General features: G+C 38.8%; 23 protein-coding genes. 8 read left to right on the forward strand and 15 right to left on the reverse strand.

Features of this window, described 5'->3' with window-relative positions:
* Positions 1-70: 70 nt before the first annotated feature.
* The 8 genes from CC97_RS06270 (at position 71) to CC97_RS06305 (ending at position 11,129) form a co-directional block, all read left to right on the forward strand.
* Entirely contained in the window at positions 71-514 is a 444-nt protein-coding gene (locus CC97_RS06270; RefSeq protein WP_044974283.1) for a nucleoside deaminase, read from the forward strand.
* A 142-nt stretch (positions 515-656) separates the two neighbouring features.
* Positions 657-1,502, forward strand: a complete 846-nt coding sequence (locus CC97_RS06275; RefSeq protein WP_081850010.1) for an alpha/beta fold hydrolase — start codon at positions 657-659, stop codon at positions 1,500-1,502.
* Positions 1,503-1,582: 80 nt separating this feature from the next.
* Complete coding sequence (locus CC97_RS18675; RefSeq protein WP_049962730.1) at positions 1,583-4,420, forward strand: pectinesterase family protein; 2,838 nt, start codon at positions 1,583-1,585, stop codon at positions 4,418-4,420.
* 234 nt (positions 4,421-4,654) lie between these two features.
* A complete protein-coding gene (locus tag CC97_RS06285) occupies positions 4,655-5,389 on the forward strand; it encodes a hypothetical protein (RefSeq protein WP_044974284.1) in 735 nt (244 codons plus the stop codon).
* A gap of 245 nt (positions 5,390-5,634) precedes the next feature.
* On the forward strand, positions 5,635-7,710 hold the full coding sequence (locus tag CC97_RS18680) for an ATP-binding protein (protein WP_197021834.1): 2,076 nt from the start codon (positions 5,635-5,637) through the stop codon (positions 7,708-7,710).
* A 60-nt stretch (positions 7,711-7,770) separates the two neighbouring features.
* Positions 7,771-9,060 (forward strand): extracellular solute-binding protein, encoded by a 1,290-nt coding sequence (locus CC97_RS06295; protein ID WP_044974285.1) that lies wholly within the window; start codon positions 7,771-7,773, stop codon positions 9,058-9,060.
* Between the two features lie 15 nt (positions 9,061-9,075).
* Complete coding sequence (locus CC97_RS06300) at positions 9,076-10,791, forward strand: EAL domain-containing response regulator (RefSeq protein WP_044974286.1); 1,716 nt, start codon at positions 9,076-9,078, stop codon at positions 10,789-10,791.
* Complete coding sequence (locus CC97_RS06305; protein ID WP_044974287.1) at positions 10,785-11,129, forward strand: Hpt domain-containing protein; 345 nt, start codon at positions 10,785-10,787, stop codon at positions 11,127-11,129. The genes CC97_RS06300 and CC97_RS06305 overlap by 7 nt, the downstream gene beginning before the upstream one ends.
* 74 nt (positions 11,130-11,203) lie before the next feature.
* Here CC97_RS06305 and CC97_RS06310 read toward each other — a convergent pair whose 3' ends face one another.
* From CC97_RS06310 to CC97_RS06370, 15 genes are all read right to left on the reverse strand, one after another.
* Positions 11,204-11,539, reverse strand: coding sequence for an AAA family ATPase (locus CC97_RS06310; protein WP_197021835.1), 336 nt, complete (start codon positions 11,537-11,539; stop codon positions 11,204-11,206).
* The gene (locus tag CC97_RS06315) at positions 11,514-12,257 is read right to left on the reverse strand and encodes an AAA family ATPase (protein ID WP_044974289.1); all 744 of its coding nucleotides are present in this window, start codon (positions 12,255-12,257) and stop codon (positions 11,514-11,516) included. The genes CC97_RS06310 and CC97_RS06315 overlap by 26 nt, the downstream gene beginning before the upstream one ends.
* Positions 12,258-12,613: 356 nt before the next feature.
* The gene (locus tag CC97_RS06320; RefSeq protein WP_044974290.1) at positions 12,614-13,801 is read right to left on the reverse strand and encodes a hypothetical protein; all 1,188 of its coding nucleotides are present in this window, start codon (positions 13,799-13,801) and stop codon (positions 12,614-12,616) included.
* Between the two features lie 3 nt (positions 13,802-13,804).
* Positions 13,805-14,602 carry an OmpA family protein gene (locus tag CC97_RS06325; protein WP_049962732.1) on the reverse strand — a complete coding sequence of 266 codons (798 nt, stop codon included), beginning with the start codon at positions 14,600-14,602 and terminating at the stop codon, positions 13,805-13,807.
* Positions 14,603-14,607: 5 nt separating this feature from the next.
* Positions 14,608-16,893 (reverse strand): MotA/TolQ/ExbB proton channel family protein, encoded by a 2,286-nt coding sequence (locus CC97_RS06330; RefSeq protein WP_044974291.1) that lies wholly within the window; start codon positions 16,891-16,893, stop codon positions 14,608-14,610.
* Positions 16,894-16,998: 105 nt separating this feature from the next.
* Positions 16,999-17,520, reverse strand: a complete 522-nt coding sequence (locus CC97_RS18685) for a helix-turn-helix transcriptional regulator (protein ID WP_049962733.1) — start codon at positions 17,518-17,520, stop codon at positions 16,999-17,001.
* A gap of 30 nt (positions 17,521-17,550) precedes the next feature.
* Positions 17,551-17,790: an AbrB/MazE/SpoVT family DNA-binding domain-containing protein gene (locus tag CC97_RS06340; protein WP_044974292.1), complete on the reverse strand. Its 240-nt coding sequence runs from the start codon at positions 17,788-17,790 to the stop codon at positions 17,551-17,553.
* A 48-nt stretch (positions 17,791-17,838) separates the two neighbouring features.
* Positions 17,839-18,522, reverse strand: coding sequence for a hypothetical protein (locus CC97_RS06345; RefSeq protein ID WP_044974293.1), 684 nt, complete (start codon positions 18,520-18,522; stop codon positions 17,839-17,841).
* On the reverse strand, positions 18,515-19,576 hold the full coding sequence (locus CC97_RS06350) for a hypothetical protein (protein WP_044974294.1): 1,062 nt from the start codon (positions 19,574-19,576) through the stop codon (positions 18,515-18,517). Before CC97_RS06350 ends, CC97_RS06345 begins: the two co-directional genes overlap by 8 nt.
* Before the next feature lie 52 nt (positions 19,577-19,628).
* Positions 19,629-19,889: a sigma factor-like helix-turn-helix DNA-binding protein gene (locus CC97_RS21550; protein ID WP_081850012.1), complete on the reverse strand. Its 261-nt coding sequence runs from the start codon at positions 19,887-19,889 to the stop codon at positions 19,629-19,631.
* Positions 19,810-20,712, reverse strand: coding sequence for a hypothetical protein (locus tag CC97_RS06355; RefSeq protein WP_044974295.1), 903 nt, complete (start codon positions 20,710-20,712; stop codon positions 19,810-19,812). The genes CC97_RS21550 and CC97_RS06355 overlap by 80 nt, the downstream gene beginning before the upstream one ends.
* Before the next feature lies 1 nt (position 20,713).
* On the reverse strand, positions 20,714-21,235 hold the full coding sequence (locus tag CC97_RS06360) for a hypothetical protein (protein ID WP_044974296.1): 522 nt from the start codon (positions 21,233-21,235) through the stop codon (positions 20,714-20,716).
* Positions 21,236-21,240: 5 nt separating this feature from the next.
* Positions 21,241-23,235 (reverse strand): AAA family ATPase, encoded by a 1,995-nt coding sequence (locus CC97_RS06365; protein ID WP_044974297.1) that lies wholly within the window; start codon positions 23,233-23,235, stop codon positions 21,241-21,243.
* Between the two features lie 160 nt (positions 23,236-23,395).
* On the reverse strand, positions 23,396-24,082 hold the full coding sequence (locus CC97_RS20915; RefSeq protein WP_242848140.1) for a helicase-related protein: 687 nt from the start codon (positions 24,080-24,082) through the stop codon (positions 23,396-23,398).
* A 34-nt stretch (positions 24,083-24,116) separates the two neighbouring features.
* The gene (locus CC97_RS06370) at positions 24,117-25,607 is read right to left on the reverse strand and encodes a DEAD/DEAH box helicase family protein (RefSeq protein ID WP_242848141.1); all 1,491 of its coding nucleotides are present in this window, start codon (positions 25,605-25,607) and stop codon (positions 24,117-24,119) included.
* Positions 25,608-25,627: the final 20 nt, after the last annotated feature.

The following is a 25,627-nucleotide window of genomic DNA, read 5'->3' on the forward strand; positions in this document are numbered from 1 at the left end:
GCACTGCAGGTTTTCATAAAAAAATGATCCGTCGGCCGTTTTGCCGGGATCATATTACGAGGATAAATATATGAATGAATTTATGAGAATGGCAGTTGAGGAAGCCGAAAACGGAATACGTTCCGGACACGGCGGTCCCTTCGGCTGCGTCATAGTAAAAGACGGAAAGGTAATAGGCCGTGGTCACAACGAAGTTATAAAGCGCAAAGACCCGACCTGCCACGGCGAAGTAATGGCCATAAGGGCTGCAAGCAAAGCTCTGGACACATTTGACTTAAACGGATGCGAACTCTACACGACTGCTGAACCATGTCCGATGTGTTTCGGAGCTATCCGCTGGGCGAACATAAGAAAAGTATACTACGGCTGCAATATCGCAGATACGGATTCCATCGGTTTCCGTGACAGGGAGTTTTATCTTTCCCCTGCAGATATATGCGAGGAACTCGACCGAAAAGAATGTCTTGATCTTTTCGACGAATACCGGAACCTCGAAGGCAAAACCAATTATTAAGGAAACGCTGATTTATTCATAAATCAGCGTGGGGGTCAGGGGCGAAGCCCCATAAATCCCACCTTTGGAAATCCGGCTTCGCCGGATTCCGGTTTAATCAGTGTTTCCTAAAATAAAAGAACTTCAAACAGGGAGGTAAATAATGAAAGAATTCTTTATAGACAGCGACGGCATCCGTCTTCACGCAAAACTCGATCGTCCTGAAGGCGCGGACAAGGGGCCGCTCTGTATACTTGTACACGGATTTACCGGACATATGGAAGAAGAACATATAATCGCAGCAGAAAAAGCCCTTCTTGATTCCGGCATTTCCGTACTCCGTGCCGAGATGTACGGCCACGGCAGCAGTGACGGCAAATTCAGGGATCACACTCTTTTCAAATGGATCACAAACGCACTCACAGTGGTCGCTTATGCAAAGAAACTCGATTTTGTTACTGACCTGTACATGTGCGGACATTCACAGGGCGGACTTTTGACAATGCTCATAGGCGGCATGTGTCCCGATGATCTCAAAGCCATCCTCCCGCTCTCCCCTGCCTGGGTGATCCCGGAAAATGCACGAAGCGGCTCCATGCTCGGAACCTCATTTGATCCTGAACACATTCCGGAAAGCATATTCGTAAACGGACGTGAACTCTCAGGTGACTACATACGCGTCGCTCAGATGATACATCCCGAAGATGCCATAGCAAAGTACAAGGGTAAAGTATTTATCGTTCACGGCGACAGCGACGAGACTGTTCCGTTCTCCTGCGCAGAAAAAGCCGCCGCACTTTACGCCGACGCTGTCCTTGTTCCGATCCCCGGTGCTGATCACTGCTTTACCGGCCGCACCGACTCGATGGCAGATGCTATACGCGGATTTTTTAAAAAACTTCGGCTGACGGAGATTTTATTAACATATAGTACTTTAAAGAATATATGCATAATCGTATTATTCGTCATTGTTTGTTTAAAAAAACTGTGCTATAATCACAGTGTATGAGATGTGTATTTATCCCGTGACGGTAAATACGCATACGGGATCGTATATAAAGTTAAACACTCAATGACAGGAGGATACGAATGAAAAAAATCGTAAAAAGTACAGGTGCTGTACTTACTGCTGTGGCTCTGTTTATCTGCCAGCTGTTTGTCATGCCGGTCAGAGCTGCAGGAGGAACCGACCTTTATGTTGGTTATCCTTCAAAGCAGAATAATTTCAGCACTGTTCAGCAGGCCGTTGACAAGGCCGCCGGAATTAAACCGGGAAGTGAATCAGACCGTGTTACCATCCACATTGCACCGGGAACGTACCGTGAACAGGTCATAGTCCAGACACCGTACATTTCCTTTGTAAATGACGAACCTTCAAAGGACGTAGTACTCACCTGGTATTACGGCATCGGCTATAAATACTACAGCGTAGGCTCAGGCGGATACTACGACGCAAACTCAGCAAAACAGAAGAGCACCAAGAACACGCCTTCCTACCGCTGGGGCGCAACCGTTCAGCTTCGTCCATCAGCGTCGTACTTCAAGGCCAAGGACATAACATTTGAGAATTCATTCAACAGATACATCACTGAAGAAGAAATACGTGACGGTGTTGAGCTCACACATGATACATCAGTCACTAACATCTCTCAGGTACGTACCTCATCCACTGATGCACGTTCAAAAGCAGCTACCGAAAGAGCAGCCGCACTTTCAGCAGATACTGCATATGCGGAATTCTTAAACTGCCGTTTTCTTTCCAGTCAGGACACACTTTATACAGGAAGCAGACCGCAGTACTACAAAAACTGTCACATTGAAGGCAACACCGACTACATCTTCGGCGATTCATCGGCTGTGTTTGATCAGTGTGAACTCTGTTTCTACGGATACAGCGACAAGGGATATTCAGGATATATAACCGCTGAAAGAGATGAAGAAAACGATGACTCGGGTTATCTTTTCTGGAACTGCAGAGTAACTGCAAATTCTTCACTGAAGCAGACTGCAGGATATCTCGGCAGACCATGGCGCGACTCTGCAAAGGTAATGTTCCTTAACACAGTACTTGACAACGGAAACCTTATTCTTCCTGCAGGCTGGACAAAAATGTCCGGAGTGGAACCTGAGACTGTAGCCGGATTCAAGGAATACGGAACAAAGCTTGCAAACGGTTCAGGCGTTGACCTTTCACAGCGTAAGGGACACACACTTTCCGCATCAGACGCTTCTACAGTAAAACCTGTAAACTACATGAAGGGCTGGACTCCTTCGTTTATGAACTCATCCGGTCAGTCCGGAAATACACCTTCGGAAAGCACACCTCAGAGCGGCAGCACGCAGAATGCGAGTGACGCCGTAACACTCTGCGGCGGCTGGTTCGAAACAGCTTTTGCCGAATGGGATCAGAGCAAACTCGGAAACAGTATCAAGGTATCATACAAGGAATCATCGGCCTCAACATACACACAGGCAGATTCACAGCTTATAAGAGGAAACCGCGTTGATATACCGGGACTTAAAGGCGGCGTTTCCTACGATGTACTTATCGAGGGTTCATCAGGAAAAGCATCATTCAGTGTAACTCCGATGAGCCACGACAGAAGCGGATATGCTCACTGGAACTACTCATCAGGTGTAGGTGCATACAACAACGACGGAACGCTTAAGTCAGGAGTTACTGTTATCTACGTAAATAACTCAAACAAAGATACGGTCACATACAACGGCAAGACCGGACTCTACAATATTTTCTACAGTGCAAAGCCTGAAAATGTAGTGTTCAGATTTATCGGCACTATCGGCGTACCTTCCGGAGCAAAGGCAAATGACGGAAAGCAGAATGACGGTTCCTCAATGCTCTATCTCCAGCACGCTAAAAACGTAACTATTGAAGGTATCGGATATGATACGGCACTTGACAAGTGGGGCTTTGAAATGAAGAGATGTTCTTCATGCGAAGTAAGGAACCTCTGGCTCGGAAAATATCCTGACGACGGTATTTCCATGACCGGTGACTCATCAGACAAGTCAAATCACATGTGGATACACAACAACACCCTCGAATCCGGATATAATGCATTTGCCGGAAACGGAACAGTTGACAGCGACAAGGCTGAAGGTGACGGATCTGCTGATATCAAGTGGTCCGAATATGTAACGCTCTCGTACAACCAGTTCGTAAAATGCCACAAGACATCGCTGGTAGGCGGCGGCGAAACTCATATGCAGGATTACATAACCTATCACCACAACTGGTTCAATTCAACAGCATCACGTAATCCGCGTGTAAGAAATGCACATGTTCATTCATACAACAATTATTTCTACGGTAATACAGAATACGGCATCGGAGCTTCGTACAACTCAAAGGTATTTTCCGAAAGCAACTACTATGAAAATGTAAACCTCCCGCTCGACGCTGTAAACATGGGAAAGGATGCATATTCCGGAACCATCAAGTCATTTAACGACAAGTTTGACGGCTGTAAAATGGGAAGCGGACTTGCTTACAGGATCGTTTCATCACGCAGTGAAAATGCATCGATAGCAAATCTTAAATCTGGCGGTGCTGCCTACGACAACTTCGACTTAAAAATGTACAGTTACTCCCCTTCCACACCTGACAAAGCAAGGGATGACGTAAAGAACTATTCAGGCAGAATGCAGCACAAGGCATACGGAAAGACTGAAGCGACAGTAACACCGGGCACTCCTTCAGAACCTTACGAACCTTCAGAACCGGCTGCCATAAAGGGCAATGTCAATGCCGACGATTCATTCAACGCATCTGACGTTCTCATGATGCAGAAATATTTCCTCGGCACAGGAGATCTGACAGACTCATCTGCTGCCGACCTTAACGAAGACGGAAAAATCACAATCATTGACTTCTGCCTCATAAAGGAAATGCTGGTTTCTAAATAATAAAGAAAAGGTCCCTGCACGCAATGTGCCGGGACCTTTTTAACTGTGCCGGTTGTCAGTATTTTATCTGAAAATTAAATTTTCTTGACATGTATAAAGCTAATTGATATAATAATTTCATACACATCGATGAAACAGGCTCTATGCTCGTTCCGGGAAAACTGAAATCGCTTGAATATCTGAGCTTATCAGTAAAAAATGAATCACCATAATAATCGAAAAGGCGGTACATGTATGATACGTAAAATATTAAAAATAACTCTTACAGTTCTCATCTCCTTAATTCTTCTTATCACTGTGTTCCTGCTTATAGTGTCACACAATCCATCGTTTTACCGTGTTGTTTATCCGGGAATAGATGACACTATGACTGATTATCCGCTCACAGATGTAAGTGTACCTGCTGATTTTGTCACACGTACTGCTCACGGCATTAACATAAGAGCTCCAAAAGAACACATTAACAATCCTAAACTCCCCGGCACAGGCGGCAGTACTCCGTTCAAAAGCGATACGCTTACCGTCTTTGTTCAGTCGTTAAGCGAAGATTACAAATTTTCATCAGATATAAAGGAACCGTTCAGCGATAAGGATTATGAACATTATTTCAAAAATTTAGGTATAGAAAAGCCTGACAATATGATAGACAAGATAGTTTATATCCGTGATAAATTCAACGCTGAGTGCTGCCGGAACCTGCACTTAAAGGATCTGCTGATTTTCAATTTTGAGGCATACGGCAAAAAGACCGTCATAAATATGGAGACTCCTTATTACTATCACGGCAGTAATTTCGACGGTCTGATCTGCGAAATACCTGCAAAAAGAAAGATGACAAATGTGGTTATATGCAATCCTGAGCTTCGCTATCACGTGACCATTACTATTATATGTAATGATACAGAACTCACAAACCAGATCATCGCAGGTCTTGATCCTTCACCGTTCCTTGCCGGAGATGTTTTATAAAATACGTGAAAAAGTATTGACACATGAAAAGAATTATGATAATCTGTAATTAAAGGGATATTTAAATGGGATATACACGATCGGGGATTATAAAGATTTATATTTATTCGCATAACAGCCAGAGAATCATTTCCTGATCCTTTGGCTTTTTTTATTTTTAAAACATCAGCCGGCCGGGCACACGGTATCCGGGACGGATCACAGACCGGAACGGCTTTAATATGATACGGGGAGCAGAATACGTTATGAAAAAGACTTTTGTTATTACCGCTAACGTGTTCATTATGACAGTAATGCTGATCTTTGTTGTTCTGTATTCAAACCTTCAGAGCAGACAGACGGCACGGATACAGGTAGAACATTTTGAGAACACCACGATTTCCATGGAGCGTGTCACTGAGAATTATCTTGAAGGAGAACAGCGCATCTGCGACGTGTGGGCAAGATATATCAACGGCCGTAATATGACTATTGAAGATGCCGTTTCATTCATACGCATATCTCACGTGCTTCCAAACGCTTCTGCACATATTGTGTACCTTGATACGCTGTCCGGACTGTCTACAAAAGCACGGCCGGATGACTCCGGTGATTACACCGTTTCCTACAAGCGCATGGATTTTCTGAATGATTTAAGCTGGATATCGGACATCGGGGAATCCATTAATATTTCCCGTGCATATACCAATCCGGTAAACGGTGAACAGTCTCTGGCATTCTGCAATTTCATTAACCTTCGCAATCCGGAAACCGGAGATCTTAAGAAAGCTGTTCTGCTTCGTGTGCTTCCGGTCTCGGAGCTGGAGCAGAAATGGATCTTCCCGCAGGAGGAATACGAAAACGCCGAGCTTTCCATGATCGATGCGAACGGCAATTATATAATCAAGGGCCATTCCTTCAAAAACTCCAATTTCTTTGAGTTTTACAGATCATACAATGCTGCCGGTCCTGCCGAATCAAAAGAACTCGTACAAAAAATCACTGCTTCCACCGGCTCTGTTTCCATGCGCAATTCCCGCGGTGATGAATGCATACTTGCATATACGCCGATCGACACGAAGGCAGGATGGGCACTTCTCAGCTTTCTGCCGGTTAAGGAGCTGCATGTCAGAACTGAAAACTGGCTGCTCGTATGCATTGTTTCCGCAGGTCTTCTGATCCTGTTTTTATTCGATCTCGCAGTCATGCTCCGCTTCAATCAGAAACTTAAAGAGACGGCAAAGGAAGCTGCATCGGCAAGCAAGGCAAAAACTGATTTTCTCTCGGCAATGTCTCATGACATCCGGACGCCGATGAACGCGATAACCGGTCTTACGGAGATCATGAAAAGAAATCCTGATGACGCGGATGCCGTGAAGGAAAATCTTGAAAAAATCACGCTTGCGAGCAATCATCTGCTCACACTGATCAATGATATACTTGATATTTCAAAAGTTGAAAGCGGAAAACTGAAACTCAGTCCGCAGACCTTCTCGATTATCGAAACGGTCGAAAATCTTGAGAATATTCTGCAGCCGATGATAAAGGAAAAGAAAATAGACTTTGACATCACCTTAAGCAATATAGAGACCGAATTTCTCTATGCAGATGCGCTCAGACTGAATCAGATTTTTATAAACATTCTTTCCAACGCTGTGAAATACACAGAATCAGGCGGACGCGTCACTGCTTCGGTGTATGAGGAAAAAAGTGAAAAGCCCGGATGCGTGCGGCTTACCTATAAAGTATCCGACACCGGTATAGGCATGACTCCGGAGTACATGGAAACCATGTATCAGCCGTTCACGCGCCAGACCGACAGCCGTGTGAACAACATTCAGGGAACCGGACTCGGACTCGCCATCACAAAGCAGATGGTCGATCTGATGGAAGGAACCATCGACTGCACGAGCGCACCGGGAAAAGGAACGACATTTACAGTAATTCTTGACATTCCAGCCGCAGAACAGCAGAAAGAAAAAATGAAGTCTGAAAATGACGATTCTGATCTGCAGGGAATGAATATTCTGGTTGCCGAGGATTTTGACGTAAACTGGGAGATCATTTCGACTCTCCTCGGCATGTACGGTATCACGACTGAACGCGCTGAAAACGGTCGCGTATGCGTGGAAAAAATGAGATCGGCGGCAGAAGAAAGCTACGATCTTATCTTTATGGATATTCAGATGCCGGAACTTAACGGTATCGAAGCTGCAAAAGAGATACGCACACTCGATAACCGGTGGGCGTCGTCCATACCTATCATTGCCATGACGGCAGATGCGTTTTCGGAAAAACGTGACCGAATGTATGAACGCCGGTATGAACGGACATATATCTAAACCAGTGGATATTAACCTTGTCATAAAGGAAATTCGCAGAATCAAGGGGGAAAAACGGGGATGAAAAAACTGTCCTGCATAATTCTGAACATAGCAGTGATCATGTCAATGACCGCCTGTGACGGAAAAACAGACGACAGATCTGAAGCGGGATTTGATCCGCATCTTGACACAAAAACAAACTGCAGCATAACGGTAGCCGGAAGCTACGACAACTTTGAAGCACTCGAAGCGGAGTTTGACCGGTTCAATGAAATATATCCGGATGTACGCATGAGCTATTTAAAGCTCGATGACTACAACAACACAATAGGCATGGCGTTAAGCGGAAAAGAAGGACCCGACATTTTCTTCTCCTACGCCTGGATGATCGGAAACAGCCAATACGACACGGTGTTTTCATCGGCAGAAGATCTTTCCGACCCGAAGCTGTCGCTTGATCTTGACTGCATACGCTCCGGTCTTGTAAACCATGATGCAGAGGGACGCGTGTTGATGGTACCGATCTTCTCGAGGACCTACGGTATGCTTGTGAACACTGATCTGTTTAAAAAAGAAGGTCTTGAAGTTCCCGACACATGGCCGGAGCTGCTTGATGTATGCGGAAAATTCCGTGACAGGGGTTACGCAAGCCCTATGATGGGTTACAGTCACGATCCGTCAAGCTGCTTTATGAACACGGTCGCTTATCCGTGCTTTACAGCCACGCTTGCATCAGACAAGGAAGCACTTAAACTGGCAAACGACCTGTCACCTGCTGCCGGTGAATACATGCGGCCTGCACTGAACACGGTTGAGCAGCTTATCGAAAACGGATGCATTGATCTGAGTGCATGTGATGAGATAGAAGACAACTACACCCAGGTTATACTGCGCTTTTTTGAAGGCGATGTTCCGATGATGATATGCACCGGTGATACCGTATCCGGTACAAGGAAACGTGAAAGCCAGTCGGAAGCATTCACAAAGGCTCCTTTTGAATACAGATTCTATCCGATCCCGTGCACAGATGAAGGCGGATACTTTATCGACAGTCCGTCCGTAGAGTTCTCCGTAAACAAAAACTGCGATGATCCTGACATGACAAACGAGTTTATGCGCTTTCTTATCACTGATACGGAACTTAACAACATGGCTTCCTTAAAACGTCTGGTAACTCCTGCTGCGGACATGTCCTTCGACCCGGTTTACGCTCCTTTCGGTCAGATGCCTTCCGACCGTATACTGTCCCCGGAAGTGCTCGGCATAACCGATCCGCTTACGGTACAGATACGCGCCGCGGCATTCCGTGTGGGAAAAGGTGAACTCACCGTAGATGAAGCCGTCGCAATGTACGGAAGCTTTGAATAGGAAGGGGTATCATTTATGACTGCTAAAAACAATTTCAGTATATCCGAAGAAAGAAGACGCATTCTGCTTGTCGAGGATGATATTGTAGGTCAGGAGACGATGAAGGCAACTCTCGGCGACAGATACGAGGTCCTGATCGCGGAAACCGGAGAAGAAGCTCTGGAGATCATTAAAGATCAGCACGAAACACTCAGCATAGTCCTGCTCGATCTCCTTCTTCCCGGCATCAGCGGTATGGAGGTCCTTGACCGGATAAAAAAGGACACCGACTGTTCCCGCCTTCCTGTCATCGTAATGACATCGGACAATGAAGCCGAAGTGGAATGTCTGACACTGGGCGCAGTGGATTTCATACCGAAACCCTACCCTGCCTCAAAAGTTATCCGTGCGCGCATACGCAGGACAATAGAACTGTACGAAGACCGTGAGACTCTACGTCTGACCGAGAAGGATCAGCTTACCGGACTCTACAACAGGGAATTTTTCTACCACTATGTCGCACAGCTCGATCTCTACCACAAAGACACTCCGACAGATGCGATCGTGTTCGATATCAATCATTTTCACACATACAACGACCGTTACGGAAAAAAGCGCGGCGACGAGATACTTAAGTGCATCGCAGACAAGGCCATGTCATATGTAAACGAAGCCGGCGGCATCGTGTGCCGCAGCGGAGCAGACACATTTCTGATGTACTGCAGGCACACCGGAGATTACAAAGCACTTCTTTCCCGTCTGTCCGCGTGTCTTGACGATAACAGCAACGGTGAAAACCCTGTCCGTCTGAGAATGGGTGTTTACGTTGATGCGGACAATGACACCGACATTGAGCGCAGATTCGACTGTGCGAAAATGGCGGCAGACAGCGTCCGCGATCATCTGACATCCCCGATAGGATTTTTCGACAATTCGATGCGTGAAGCGGAGATCCTCAGAGAACAGCTTATTGACGACTTTCACGCTGCTATACGTGAAAAGCAGTTTACAGTTTTCTATCAGCCGAAATTCGACATAGGAAAAGATGTTCCGGTTTTAAGCAGTGCCGAAGCTCTGGTACGCTGGAATCATCCGAAGCTCGGACTTGTTAGCCCTGCTGCGTTTATCCCGCTGTTCGAGAACAACGGTCTTATTGAAGAACTTGACCACTACGTCTGGTCACAGACCGCATCACAGATAAAAGACTGGAAGGAGCGCCTGAACATCTCACTTCCAGTCTCGGTAAATGTCTCACGAATAAATCTGTACGATCCGGAACTGCCGGTAAAGCTTCTTGAGATCACGAAGGAAAACGGGATAAAGCCTGAAAACCTTCTGCTCGAAATAACCGAATCGGCCTATACGGAAAAAACTGATCAGATAATAACAACGGTGAAGAAGCTTCGCGAGCACGGATTCTACATCGAAATGGACGACTTCGGCTGCGGTTATTCTTCACTGAGCATGCTCATAGATATGCCTATCGATGCACTCAAACTCGACATACAGTTCATCCGCAGTGCTTTCAAGGAGCAGAAAGACACAAGGCTTCTTGAAGCGATGATCAGACTTGCAAAATCCTTCGAAGTACCGACCATTGCCGAAGGCGTTGAGACTGCCGAACAGTATGCCGAACTGAAAACGCTTGGCTGCAATGTCATCCAGGGCTACTACTTCTCACGTCCTCTCCCGGCAGATGAGTTTGAAAAGCTGATGATCAGTTCACCGAAAAAGGAGGGGCTGTTATGCTGACAGTGAAAAAACTTGAAGAATACGGTGCAGACACGAAAAAAGGCATGTCCCGCTGTGCCGATAACGAAGCACTCTACCTTCGTCTTGTAGACATCACCGTTAAAGAGCTTTCCTCCGGTTCACTCGGAGAAGCCCTCGAAGCAGGTGATCTTGATAAAGCGTACCACATCGCCCACAAGCTCAAAGGCGGCGTAAACAACCTCGAACTCAAACCGATAGCCGCTCCCCTGTGCGAACTTACCGATCTGCTCCGGAACAAACAGCCCGGTGACTACAAGGCGCTTTATGATGAGATCATAAGCAGGACGAACGAGCTTCTTTCCCTGATGAATTCCTAGCATAAAATACACACGCCGCATCACACTTCCGGTTCACCGGAGCTGAGATGCGGCGCGTTTTGTTTTCTTATAGATTATTCACGGCCATATGTTTCAATTGAAGGATATTCAGCTTTATCACCATTAAGAATGATAAGGCTTTCTCTTTTCGCGGAATTGATAACAGCAGGCGCATGAGTTGTAACAATGAACTGTACCTTCGGGAATACTTTCATAAGAACTTCAAGTATCCTCTGCTGCCATTCCGGATGAAGATGCAGATCAATCTCATCGATAAGGATTATGCCATCAGTTTCTTTAATTGCTTTCTTTTTAAGCCCCGGATTAACAGATGCCATACGATAGGCTATATCAGCAATAAGACAAATAAAACTGCGGTACCCATCACTTAATTGTGATGTAAGAAGCACATGTTCCTTTTTTTTTCTTATCTTTATAAGTTACTTCAAGCTCATGTTCCAGCAAATTGCTCTGTACCTTTACACTGCTAAATCCACTTAACAGTTTAAATGCATCTTCAACAGCCTCAGTTACGGCAGATAACAAAGCATCGCTTTTACGGGACTGCAATTCAAGATAAGTCATTTTCTCAAACCAGATATTCATTGATTTTGAATCAAGATGAGCATCAAGGCAGCTGGAATATCCGTTTTTACGACTGAAAGATGTCTTCGTAAGATTATCAAGCGAAATACTTTCAGAGTTATTCCATAATCGTCCGGCACCGTATGCACAAACAACCGGTAAAACAGTATTATCATTCTCTTTTGCAAGTTTATCATTATAAATTCCTGAAACTTCAGAAGCAGCATAGCTGTTTCTGTTGCCGTTATATTTCATTGTCTGGGTATAACTGCATTCCAGTCCCGAAACATATCCTGACATTGATATTTCAACCGGGAAGCATTTCTCACCTTTATTAAGTCGAATATCATTTTTTCTCATAGTTTCGCTTTTGAAATCAAAAAGAGATCTGAATACAACGCTTAATAACTTCCCTGTTGCATCAATTATTGTAGATTTACCGCTTCCATTAGCACCAATGATCACGGTAAGTCTGTCTTTAAACTCAATTTCAAAATCTTCGTATTTTCTGAAATTTTTCAGGTTAAGTTTATCAACTAACATAATATTTCTCTTTCTCCGTTTACATCAAACAGCAGATGGTGTTCATTTCTGTTATAGTGAATATTAAAAAATAAAATCAATTATTATTATAGCATAATAATTGATTTATAGCAATTTCATCATAGTGTTTTTTTGAAAGATAATTACAGGTCTTTTGCAAAGGGACAACCCTATGAAGGGGGAGAACGATTAAACCGCAGCAAAAGCCGGCATTTCTCCCCCTTCCTACGGTTTTCCCTCTGCACTCCTTTTCCGTCACCTTCCCCCACATTGCCGGCTTTTGCTTTTTTATTATAATGCGACGGTTTGCGGGCTTAAGGCAAGGTTGATGCGTTATGGAAAGGTTTAAGATACGATTACGACAACCACCTGATCATAGAGTACACTGATTCTCTCCACCCAGAACGATGAACTATTCTATACTGACTATTCTCGAATTCATGAAACAGATCACTTTTAAGTTCTGCCGCTGTTTCATGATATTTTTGAAGTATCTTTAAAAATATATTTTCATATACATCAGTAGGCATGATATATATAGGACCGTACTTTTTATCTTTTGAATCTTTTTTGCTTTCGTAATCAAGAAATTCAGTTGCTACAAATTTAGGAAATGTCATAACAATCATATTGTGATTACCGTATCGAACTACTTTCTGAGCATTATATTCAAGCGCTCTGGCTCTCCAGAACTGACCTCTTTCGCCTTCGCCAAATAAGTCGTTTATCTTTTTAGCATTGAACCACGAATTAAGAAGAGTCTTGATTTTACCAGGAAGATTATTATATTTTTCCGTATCAGGACCGATAAATCTTTCAGCGATCTTTTCAAGATCAAGATATTCAGCAAGATTAACTTTATTCATTTTAGTAACAAAATTAATGAAAAATTGTGTCTTATCATTTACGTCATATTCATTCACTATGTCACACAGAAAACTTTGTCCGGCTTTTATATAGTCCTTTCCTGAACAATATAAATATCTTGATTTTATGATTTTTTTCCCAAGGCGAGAATAAGGTTTAATATTATATCGATCCTGCATAACGAATTCATAATCATCTTTTGAATTCTTGCTTATAAGAGTTGTCAGAACCAAATATGGCGAAGACATTATCATCTCTTCAACATCTTCTATACTAATACTATAACTTCTAAGATATTTACCATTTTCAGAAAGGTCCATCAAAACCCTCTGATTATAATTATCAGGATTATTATCAAAGTAATTCTGCCATGAATTATAATAGCATTCCATTATATCCTGAGATGAACGATGCAGCAATACCAGTTTAATTTTTCGACTGATATCCATTTTCTTCTCTTTCGGTAGATAATAAGCAAGGTACTGGAGTTCATAATCTTTTAGCAAATCCGAATAACCAGCAAGAGCAGATTCCTTTAAGCCGCTTATTTCTTTAATTTTCTTCTCAATAAAACCTTCTGGCGGATTTTCAAAGTCTTTTTTACTCTTGTGTTCATTTGCAATCAGATTCTTTTGCTTTATAAGTTTAAGAGGTTCATAATAAACTTTTACATCCATAGGTCAGTCCTCTGTTTTATTACTTTCAAGTATTTCCTTCAGTTCGTTTATCATTTCGTCATCTTTAAGCCTGAACTTGAATTCTACTCTTCTTGAAGCATCACTATCAACTTCGCCGTTTTCTTTATAGATCAGATTCGTCATTGATTTTCCGTTTGTAGTAAGAATATTTTTCAGGTTATCATATTCTTCAGTCGAATTAAGAAGAGAAGGATTATCGAGACAATATTTTGATACTGAAAAAGCTCTCTTCTGTGACAATTCAAGATTATAAACATAATCCCCTACATTATCTGTATATCCTTCGATAATAATCTCTGAAATATCATCTCTGAATCTGTCATTCAAAATGCTTTCCATATAAATCGGAATAAACTGATTAAGGAATTCCTCACCACTCTTCTTGATATCTGACTTATTATAATCAAACAAAACGCTCGAAGCGAAAGCTATGGCACCGGTATTATTATCGATTGTTACCTTCAGATCAACATCATTAAAAGCATCACTAAGTTCTTCAATGATCTCGGCTTTTACGCCAATCAGATCATTAATTTTCTTTTCCTGTTCTTCAAGCAGTTCCTGCTGTCTCTTCATGGCTTCATTTTGTTCCATGATCTGCTGCTGAGCCAGACGCTGTTCTTCAAGTTTTTTCTGATACTCATAATTGGATTTAATAAGTATCGCCATAGTAATAAGTATAAACATCAGGAGAAGTGCAGCCATAAGATCTGAATATGATTGCCAGTACCCTATACCCTCTTTGGATTTTATCCCGCGTTTTCTTTTCCCTTTTCTCAATCAACTCACCCCTGATCCGCAGTTTCCTTGCTTAATTTATCCGCACATTTGTCGAGTGTATCAGTCATCTGATTGATTGACTTATATAATGATGGCTGAATACTGTCAACGACCTCCTGGATTCCCTTTATAGAAGAATTCAAATGTCCGGTTATTTCAGCAAGATTTCTGTCAAATGTATCAAATGAAGTTGTCAGCGATTTTCCAAGTGAACTTTCAAGTTCATGACATTCTGAGCCAATCTTTGATTTGATACCCTTAAGTTCATTCAGCACTCCATTTGAAAGTTCACTTACTGTATCGAGTTCACATTTAAGATTACGAAGAGAATCTTCTGATATTTTCCTATAGGTTTCCATAAGTTCATTAAGCCTGCTGCTGCACTGTTCGGAAAATGTTTCGCCGGACTTGCTAAGTTCAGATACAAGATTAGAAACAACGTCCTTAAATATATTTGTCTGTTCATCCATCTGCTTAATTGTACTCTCTGCAGTTTCCTTATATGAATTAGTAAGTGTCTGGATTTTTTCATCAAGGGAGCTGATTAACTTACGATTACTATCAAGAACTTCTACATTGCTATCCGACATTTTCTTCATAGAAGTTACAACATTATTAGTCTGATCCATAGTTTTGGAAAGGGCATCAGTAAATTGCTTAACATCAACTGAAACATTTTTAAACGAATCTGTAAATCCATTTTGAAATCTCGTTATAGTTTCTTCTATTTTTTCTGTGAGAGTGTTTGTAGAATCGGCAATAATGTCCTTCACCTTATCATGCATTTCAGCTGAATTCTTAGCAATACATTCGACTAAATCAGACTGAATTTCAGTTACTCTCGTTGCTGTTTCAATAAAGTATTCCTTGATTCCTTCCTGCATGATCTGGTTTGTATCTGCAACAGATTTTTTTAACTCTTCCTGCATAGTACGAACTTCAGCGGAGGTTTCCCGGAACACTTCATTTACGCTATCCTTCATAGCTCCTATACCGCCAATTGTATCAGAATACGTTGAAGTAACAAGTTCCTGAACACCCTTAATATATCCAAGAGAATTCGAAAGATCTTCTTTGAGTTCTCTGACGCCGCCAATGGCTTCTGTCTGCATTGCTCCGATTTCCTTGATAAGAGTCTGTGTTTCTTTATTATTTTCAAGAAGAGACTCATTATACTGATTAAGTAGATTCTCATACTTTCCAATGTTATCAAGAGCATCATCAAGCGCATTATTCATTTGTGCCAGAGTTGTTTCCTGCTTAATAATATCGGAAACAACAGTTTGCATCAGTTCATTATTCTGCTTTGATACTTCACATGTTTTTTCTATCGTTTCACCAAGATCTGCAAATTTATCATGCAAAGCCTCGTTCATACTGGAAACAAAATGGTTTACGATTGTCTCCAGATTCTCCTTCTGACTATTTATAGCCTGATTAATAAACTCGCTAAGAAGCTCATCTAGCTTATTCATTGTAGGAGTAAGAACATTATTGATTTCGCTGACCATAGCTTTGGAAACTGATTCAGACATAACTTCAGGCATTCTTAAAAGAATATCGTTCTGAGCGCGCTGAAAATCAATCATCTGATTGATATTTTTAGTATCTGGTTCCTCATCGACATGACTGTAAAAAGCATTATAGAAATTATGCAGTGCCTCTATTCCGTCCTTATATATTGCTTTATAAAAAAGATTATAGAAAATAGAATAGATTACACCGAATACCGAGGTAAGAAAAGCTGTTTTCATACCATCAAGAAGCATCGGGATTCCTGAGGCCAGCTGCTCAGTATCGCCTGAGAAATTTCTCAATCCGACGATAAGTCCGACGAATGTTCCAAGCAGACCGATACCTGTCATAATACCAGAAATCTGATCTGATATACTTTTGTTTATGGCAGAATCGAGCAGGTCTTCATTTATATAATCAGAAATGTCGCAACTATACTTTTTACTGTCAGAAAGGTAATTGTCATAACACTCTGAAAGTACATCCTGTTCAAATATAATTGCAGATTTTACATCTCCATTTGAATTCATTAGAATTGACTGAGTGACATTTTCAAGATCATCAGCTATTTTATTAAACTTCTTAAAACGGCTGAAAAAAGAAAACCATGTACTGACACCCATGATTCCAAGCGCTATAGAGTTGAGCGCAATCATAAAACCAGTCAGATTATCCTTAAGCAAAAACCATGCTATAACGGCAAGAGCCAGCATAAGTAAAATACTGATCAGTGATGCATATTTTTTTGCAGTTCTTTTTAGAACATTAAATTTCATTACAATCCTAATGCATATTTAATTGGTGGAAATGAGGGAAAGCTATTCACTTCCATACCATTATAATTTCTAAGGAAACACTGAATAATGATCATTCATAAAGAATTAATCGGTATTTCGATTTTTCATTATTTTTTCGATTATCTCATCCTGTGATGTAATCTTATTCATAGCCATTATTAATTCTTCTTTTATTTGAGAATGTTCGATTTCTAATTCATTTAATTTAGCTCTGACTTCAAATAACTGATCATTCAAAACTTTTATTTGCGAACTCATCTCTATGATAAGCTTATCACTATTACCTGATTCATTTTTCTTCTCTACATTAATACTGGAAGATGGCTTGCATTCTACTTGCTTTTTTACTGAATTCTGATAACCTTCTGGTCTAATTTCAAATGTATCAATCAACGAAGCTGTATTTTCATTCGATCCAAATACATTCAACAATGCCAGAAACATACTCCATGTAAGCTCTCTTTGCTTCTTTTCCGCGGCAAGAATAGTTTGCCTGCTTACTCCAACAACCTGAGCAAGTTCTGCTTGTGTCAATCCACTTTTAGCTCTTAATACAGGCAAGTTCTCTATCATTCTATCAATATATATTTTTTTGTTATCAACCATAACCAACACCCCTAAATATATTACCGGATTTTAAAACTGTAGCCCTTCAACACACGCACGACATAAACTCTTTCCTTTATAGTCAATAAGATTATCGCTGCTCCCGCATATAACACATGAACCATTCAGTTTCTTTAGTATTATCATATCTTCATCAGTAAAGATTTCTAAGCTTTCCTTATCTTCAATGCCTAAACCTTTTCTGACTTCCATAGGTAATACTATTCTGCCAAGGTCATCGATTTTTCTTACTACACCTGTTGTTTTCATGTTTTAGTACCTCTTCTTTCTTAATTATCAATTGATTCCTCAAACCTTCTATGCGTCAATATCTGTAGCATAAAAAACTAAGTCTGCTTCTGGCCTTAAATCATAAAATTGCAATAATATTCTAATTGTTAAAACAATCTCTTCATTAGTCATGTCATTTATGTTATAGTATATTCCGGAATTTCCAAGCGGCTGAAAACCTTGTTCCTCGCAATAATATGAAAATATCTTAACTTTTTTTTCTGCAACGATTAAATATCTGTTTACAAGATAAGATATTTTATCTTTATTTATAGACCGCAAGACATAACAAATAATAGAAAAAGCCTCATCCATTCCTTTTACTTCATAGGTGCTATTCATTAGTTTTATAGATTTTACTTTCATTTTCGTAAAATCTGAAAAAACTGTTAATTCATAAATCTTCTTTGATGCATTTAATTCAGCATTGTTTTGACTTGTATTTTTTTCATTATTATTTAAATTCAAAAGTTCTCTTATTCTCTTTAATTCAGCATTAAGAGACATCAATACATTTAATGTTGCTATATTAGATTCTAGTTCGTCAGTTAATATATCTGAACTTAGACTGGATATTATTAGACACAGTTTCTTTTTATATTCCATAATCACTTTATCTGTATATTCTACAACCTCATCAATGGTATTAAAAGAACTTTCGGCCGATAAAGCTGTATTTATTATTTGCTGTGTATTATTTATTTTATTCAAAAAACTGTCTAGTGTAGTTTTTTATAGCATTTAAAGAACAAATATTGCTATGTATTTCTGAAAAAACAGTTACCGCTTTCTCATGATCTTCACATTCAATAATTTCTGATGCAGCCTTTTTCAGTTTTGATATTGTGGCAGAAAATGAGTCATTTATACTGGAAACGCACTTAATAATACTATCACTGGTTTTAGAAACCGGTTTTATTTCCGATTGTTTAACCTCCGTTTTAGCTGGAATAGTATTAATTTCAGTTTCACTGATATGTACTTTTTCAGTTGGAAGATCACTAATGTTGTCAGCTGTGGTTTTTGTTTCTTCATTAATTAACGACTTTCCGTCATCAACAGATTTCTTTTTTTCATGTTCTGCATTGACATCAGTATTTTTCTTACACCCAATAACAATATCTTTTATATCAGCATTACAAACGTTAATATATTTTCTTATCTTAAATAAGAGTTCCTCTGTATTATAATCTGTTTTGATGTATATGTCTCGGCTGATAGGTTTGAAATTATCTTCAGAATAATCACTCGGCAAATCCTTAATCCTGAAAATATCGCCGAAACCTGCCCAAGATGCAAGTTTAGAATCGTATCTATAAGCAAGTAAAGACATAACTTTTACATATACATCCTTCCAGTTATTTAAATAGAATACTTCATTTTTATATTTTAAATATGTTGGCATACAATCAGCGTAAGCTTTTTCAGAATATAAATTCACGATAGTATCATCAGAAGCAATGTCATTATCTGATGATAAACTATTTGATATCGATTCTGTTTTAGCTGAATCAAATTGATAATCACTTCTTGATGTTTTTAAATTATAAGACGATTTTCTGGAATTTTTCTTACCATATGAATTTCCATAGTTTGTGGATATTATTCGAACCCCTTTGGACATAAGTTTTTCGATTATATAGCTTGTTTTCGCATAAGCTATGTTTCTTTCTTCACATATATTACAGATTTCTTCTTCAGTTAACTCTCCTTTTACAGTAGCCCTTCTCAACAAAATCTCTATTACTAATTCTTCAGGACTCATATTATCACTTCCCTTTTTTTATTATCCAAAAGCCTTCACAATAAAACTTATCTCAAATATACCCTTCAAACATTCTTGATACTTTAACACTTTTTTTAAATTTTCTAAAAGCCCTCGCTTCTATCTGACGAATACGTTCTCTTGTGACCCCATACTTTTTTCCTGTTTCCTCTAATGTATGACTTCTTTTACAATTCAAACCATAGCGATATCGTAAAACATCTAATTCTTTTTCACCTATTATACCAGCTAAACCAGAAAACAATCTTATCAATTCTTTTTTTTTCAAGATTCTCCAAAATATAAAATTCATCTTCAATTACAACTTCATCATTCAACTCAATAATTTCATCAAGAGATTTAGGAGTCTGATACTTAATAAGCTGAATAATTTTATCAATAGTTTCCGAATTTCCAAAACAATTTTTCAGATTATCTTCATCTAGATCGTATTTAGTAAGAATAGTTTTATAATCATATTTTTCATGCAAATGAATAGGTAATCGAATCAATGATTGATTATCTGCTATGTAACGATCTATCTTTTGCCTCATCCCCAAACCTAAATACGAGACCAGATAGCTGCCATTGTTTTTATGATAATGTGCTAAAGCATCTATTATTCCTTGAACAGCCACCGGAAATAAGTCTTCTATAGGTATAACAGTTCGATTTCTGTAATTATAACAGATTTTCAGAGCACTTTTTAAATATCTTCTTATAAGATATTCTCTGGCTAACTTATTTCCGTTTTGGGCTTGATCAAGTAACGGCATAATAGATACCTTTTCCTGATAATTAAAACTACGTACAGCATCAATGATAAAATCCATTCCCGGATAGTTTTCTTCGAAAAAAGAGTAAACAATTTCTGCCTGTTCATCCGTATAATCGACTGTATCTTCATCTGCATATGATTCTGAATTATCAGAAAAAACAACATCAAAAAAGACTGGAGAATCTGAGATTAAAACTCCTTTTGCAAGAAGACTATCTGTTATATAGTCGGTACGGTGAAAAGGTATATCATAATCATCACAAGCATCTGCAATTTCTGATTCTGTAACATAATTGTTTTTTCGAAAAAGCTGGATTAAAACTTCTATTACTTTTTCTTCAGGCTTTTGCGAATTCATATTATGCTCTTATCTTTCTACAAAGCTCAAGTAATGAATCCATATCAATTTCCTGATTATATCTGGTATCAAATTCTTCGAGAAATTCATACAATCTTATGGTATAATCCTCTGGATTATTAACTCCTTGCATAAGTTTTTCATAGAGTACTTCAACTCCACCGCGAACATAGCTCTCATAAAGATCGATGTCTGACTGAACATTCTCGCCTCGAAAAGCTTTGTCAATTCTCTTTTCAGCATTAGGTTCATTTTTGACATCAAGAAGCATGATTAATCTGTAATTGAACATAAGGTCATCTCTGTTATTAAACAGAATATCACCAAATATTTTAGTAGGCTTAATATCAGGTTTTGAATCCATCTCTGACTTACGCTGATAGAGAAAACCTATTACTGGTGCCAACAGATAAACATCAAAGTTTCTTGAAAAAAGTCTATGTCCAGCATTATCGAATTCTTTTGTCAGATTATTAACATACTCTGCATGCATTCCTTTAAAAGCATATTCTTTATCAAACACTATAATCACCTCTGCATCAGATTAGTTTCAAATTCGTTTACTTTATCAAAACTGTAATTCATTCCTATCTTACTGCTAAGATACTTTTCTGCGATTTCACCGTCGGTATCCTTAATGAAAATGATAACCTGTTCAGCAATATTAGGAAGTGTACTACATACCGTCTGTATTCTCTCCTTGTCAAATGCTGATAACGGAGCATCCATAACAAGCGGATAAGCTTCAGTCGAAAGCATTTCATTAGTCTGATCATTTTCTCTTGCTACCTTTATTACACCTGCAATAAAAGCAAAAATAATAGAAATGCTCTGTGCTGTTGAAGTCTCCACACCTTCATTATAACTATTAAAATCATTTACGATTGTCTGAACATTATAACGTTCATCTATTTTTAATGATAAACCACCATTATAGATTTTTTTGAAAATTGTATTGATGTTTTCTTCCAGTTTACTTCTTACAATATTCTCCTGATTATCATAATCATTCTTAATAACGTTAAATATTCTTTCAGCATAAGCCTTATAAAGCTCTATTTTTCTGTTATTGTCATTTTTCAAAGACAGTTCTTTTCTCAAAGTTTCGTTCTTCTCAATTTCAGAATTCAATACCCCTACTCTCTTAGTTAATTCGTTTAATTCATAACGAGTCTTCTTTTCTTCATCATTGATTTTATTAAGTTCCTGCTGAATTGAGCCAACATCGTCAAGTTTGCTTATATCATCAACTATGCTTTTCATAAGCCTATAATCTCTGTCCAAAGAGTTCTCTTCAGTTCTTTTATCTGCCACATCACGTTTAAGTAATTCAAAAAGATCCGGTGTATTTTCAATTTTAGTTTTGCATTCTTTGACAAAATCATTAATCATATTCCCTAAAGCTTTGGGTGGAATATACTGAAGCAAATCAATAAGTGTCTTATATTCATCAGAATCCAGCGTAATCGGATTTCCGCATATACAACATCCACGCTTAATTAAAAATTCTATTGTTCGCTTATGAATATCCGGAACACCTTTATCTAACTTATCTGTTTCCGATAAAACTGACAAAGCATCTATCATCATCTTTTTACTAAAATGGTTTTTATAATAAAGGCCAAAATTTGCAATCATCGCAGTAGTATATCCACTAATTCTTTCTTTTTTATGTTTAATATCTGACTCAAGTATTTTCTTTTGATTGGCCAGCTGTTCACTACTTTTGTTTTTTTCGATTATTATACTTAAATCTATCTTCTTTTGATTAATTATCTCGAGTCTTTGATTAAGTTCATCTATTCTTTTATTCTTAGAGTCAAGTTCTGTTTCAAACGACATTATTTTGTTAGAATATTCTCTAATTTTTCCATCAGCATCATCACTGTACTGATCATTGTAACTTCCTATTACAGTATTCTTTCCTGCGCGAACACCTTTCAAATGTGTCATGGCTGAAATATATGATTTCAAGCCAAGCAAATTTTTAACAGCATCTGCAAACTCATCACTTTTACCTGACTGAATCTCTTTACTCATATTACCGATTCTTTCTCCATCAAAGAAAAAGTACTTTGAAAGTTCAAACGGCAAAATCTCTTTTATCTTATAATCTCTTTCAAAATCAGGTACAAACCTCCTATTACCATCGCGATCCTTAAATGCTATCTCTTGTTCTGCAAATAAAGGCTTTCTTAATGTGCCTACCATATCAACTGTATATACTTGTTTTCTTGTTATTGTATAATCAATTCCATTATGCCTTAACTCAATGGCAACACTAACAGTTTTACTGGTATTCTGGCCCATTTCCTGCAAAGTAGCTTTACACAATACATTAGGATCTGAAAAATCAGTTTTTCCATAAAGGCACCATGTAAAAGCCTGAGCAAGAGTTGTTTTACCTGAACCGTTTACACCCATAATAACTGTTACGTTTTTCTGACTGTCTGTTGCAAATTCTACTTTCTGTGTCCCCTTAAACTGCCTGAAATCTGTAAGAGTAATGCTTTTTAATAACATTTTACTTCCTCCTCAATCATGCTTTTTATATCCCTAACCATCTGCGCATCAGACTTTTCTTCACTTTTAATGTTTTTACTTTCGGCTACAATAATTCTTCGAATTAATTTTTTTTACCTTTGCTTCGTCAATTTCTAAATCCGATTCTTTGTATGAATAATCACTCATAATAATCAAACTCCTCTTTAAACTGATCAATTTCTTCGTCTATACCATACAATTCTTTGATTTCATTAAGTATATCGTTTACCTCTATGTAATTATCTGCTATATCCGCAAATTCAAATGCACGTTTAAGTTCTTTTCTTACAAGTCCTAACGAAGGTTCTATTTCTTCTTTAGTCGCTGAAAAGGTATCATTAAGCTTCTGAGGCAGCGTTATGAAATCATAAATTTCCGCAAAGTCTTTTCCTTCATAAAGTCTAAGTACTCTTCCTCGCCTTTGAATATATTCCTTAGGATTTGATGTGCTCGCAAGAATAAATGCAGTTTTTATACTTGGAATGTTCACACCTTCATCAAGGCACTTAATTGCAACCAAAGCCTGAAGTTCTTCACCTTCTGCAAATGCATCCTTAATAACTTTTCGTTCAGGCATGCTTTCTCTTGATGTATATTGTGAAACTTTCATGTTAAGCTTATTTCCAAGAAGAACAGTTATCATATCGATTTGACGTATATCTTCATCTTCTATGTTCATATTGCCGCTATCGATATTTGGCATAGTTGCTGAGCCGCAATACACTAAAATATGATTGTCGTTCAAATAAGGCTGAATAACTTTTTCAAGTTCATAAATTTTGTTTTCCGCAGCAGCTACTCCCCTGGCTCTTTTTAACGCAAGCATTTTTCCGGTATCATTCAGTTTTCTGTTACCGAATTTATCTACAGATAAACCGGAACGTACGATCTGCCTTGTTAATGCATTGTACTTTTTTTAATTCATCGGAAGTAAGCTCAACCAAAACCGGATAATATTTATATCGTGTAAGTTTCTTTTCTTCTATAGCTCTTCTTAGATCATATTCTATACACTTATTGCCGAAATACTCCATGAGTTTCTTTGTTCCGTCTTCATCATATATTCGTTCAAGTGTAGCTGAAAGAGCCAGACGATAATTATATTTTTCATCAAGCAGCTTTCTTAAATTTAACGAACCAAAATTATGTGCTTCATCAACAAGTAGTAAACAATCACCATTAATTCTATTTAATTGTGTCTGTACAAAAGAACTTGAAAAAGTAGCATTTGTGCAAACTAAGCAAAAGAATTCTTTTCCTTCCAGATTAAGTTTCTGATCGAATACAGCATTTTCAAGAGACTTCTTCCAGTCCTTTTGAGAAGAAGAACTGTATCCGATAATAGGTTCCATATTAAACTTACGAATATCTTCAGCCCATTGTTCAACCAGGTGCTGAAACGGACATACTATGATAACTGCAAGTTTATGATTTAATTTTTCAGATAATCTAACTACCGATCCTAACCCTGTATATGTTTTTCCTGTACCAGTAGCCATATCAAATATGCCAACATAATCATTCTTTTCCCAGTTATCAATTGCTTCTAACTGATAATCATGAAAACTAAATCCATCAGGAACTCTTGGATAATGATTCGTATCTAATTCTACTTCTATATTGAAATCCGGAAAATCATAACCACGATCATTATCTTCTTTTTCAAAATCAACATCTGATTTCTTGTACCTATTGATAATTTCATCAGTAAGCTCTGGAAAATCAATAATGGTCACATTCGGATCAACATTGTTCCATATTGATTCAAATGCCTGTTCCTTGATAATTACACGCTTTTCTTCATTCGCTCCGTTCCAGCTGCAAAACGCATCTATTGTTTCGTAATTAACAAGCAATGCAGTTGATGACTCATTCATTGAACCTGAAAATGCCACTCTATTACCATCAGAATCAACGATTATCCCCATTTTTTCATGATACATTCCCAGATTATTTTTATCTTCAATAAGAGCAATTTTTATATCCATGACACCGGACGAAATCAAATTAGCAAGTATATTTAAACGCTGCCCTTCAAACACGGTTTCCGGTTCTTTTAACTCTTTAAGTATTGCTTCCTTAATAATTCTATCACGATCTTCATACCCCATCTTAATAGAATGAATATCACTTTCAGAAAGATACGGAGATGCTACTAACTGAATATGTCCGCCATTTCTGACAAGACCAAATATACCTTTTGATATTTCACTCAGAGCTGATGAAGAGAAAAAACCTACCGACCTTTTATACATAACAGCTCTACTCAGCAACGGATTATAAAAATCCTTAACGATATTCCCGACTAACGAACGGTATTCCGGCTGAACCTCTACCTCAATCAAACTCATTATCCCACCACCATTTCATA

Source organism: Ruminococcus sp. HUN007, from assembly GCF_000712055.1.
Classification (GTDB): domain Bacteria; phylum Bacillota; class Clostridia; order Oscillospirales; family Ruminococcaceae; genus HUN007.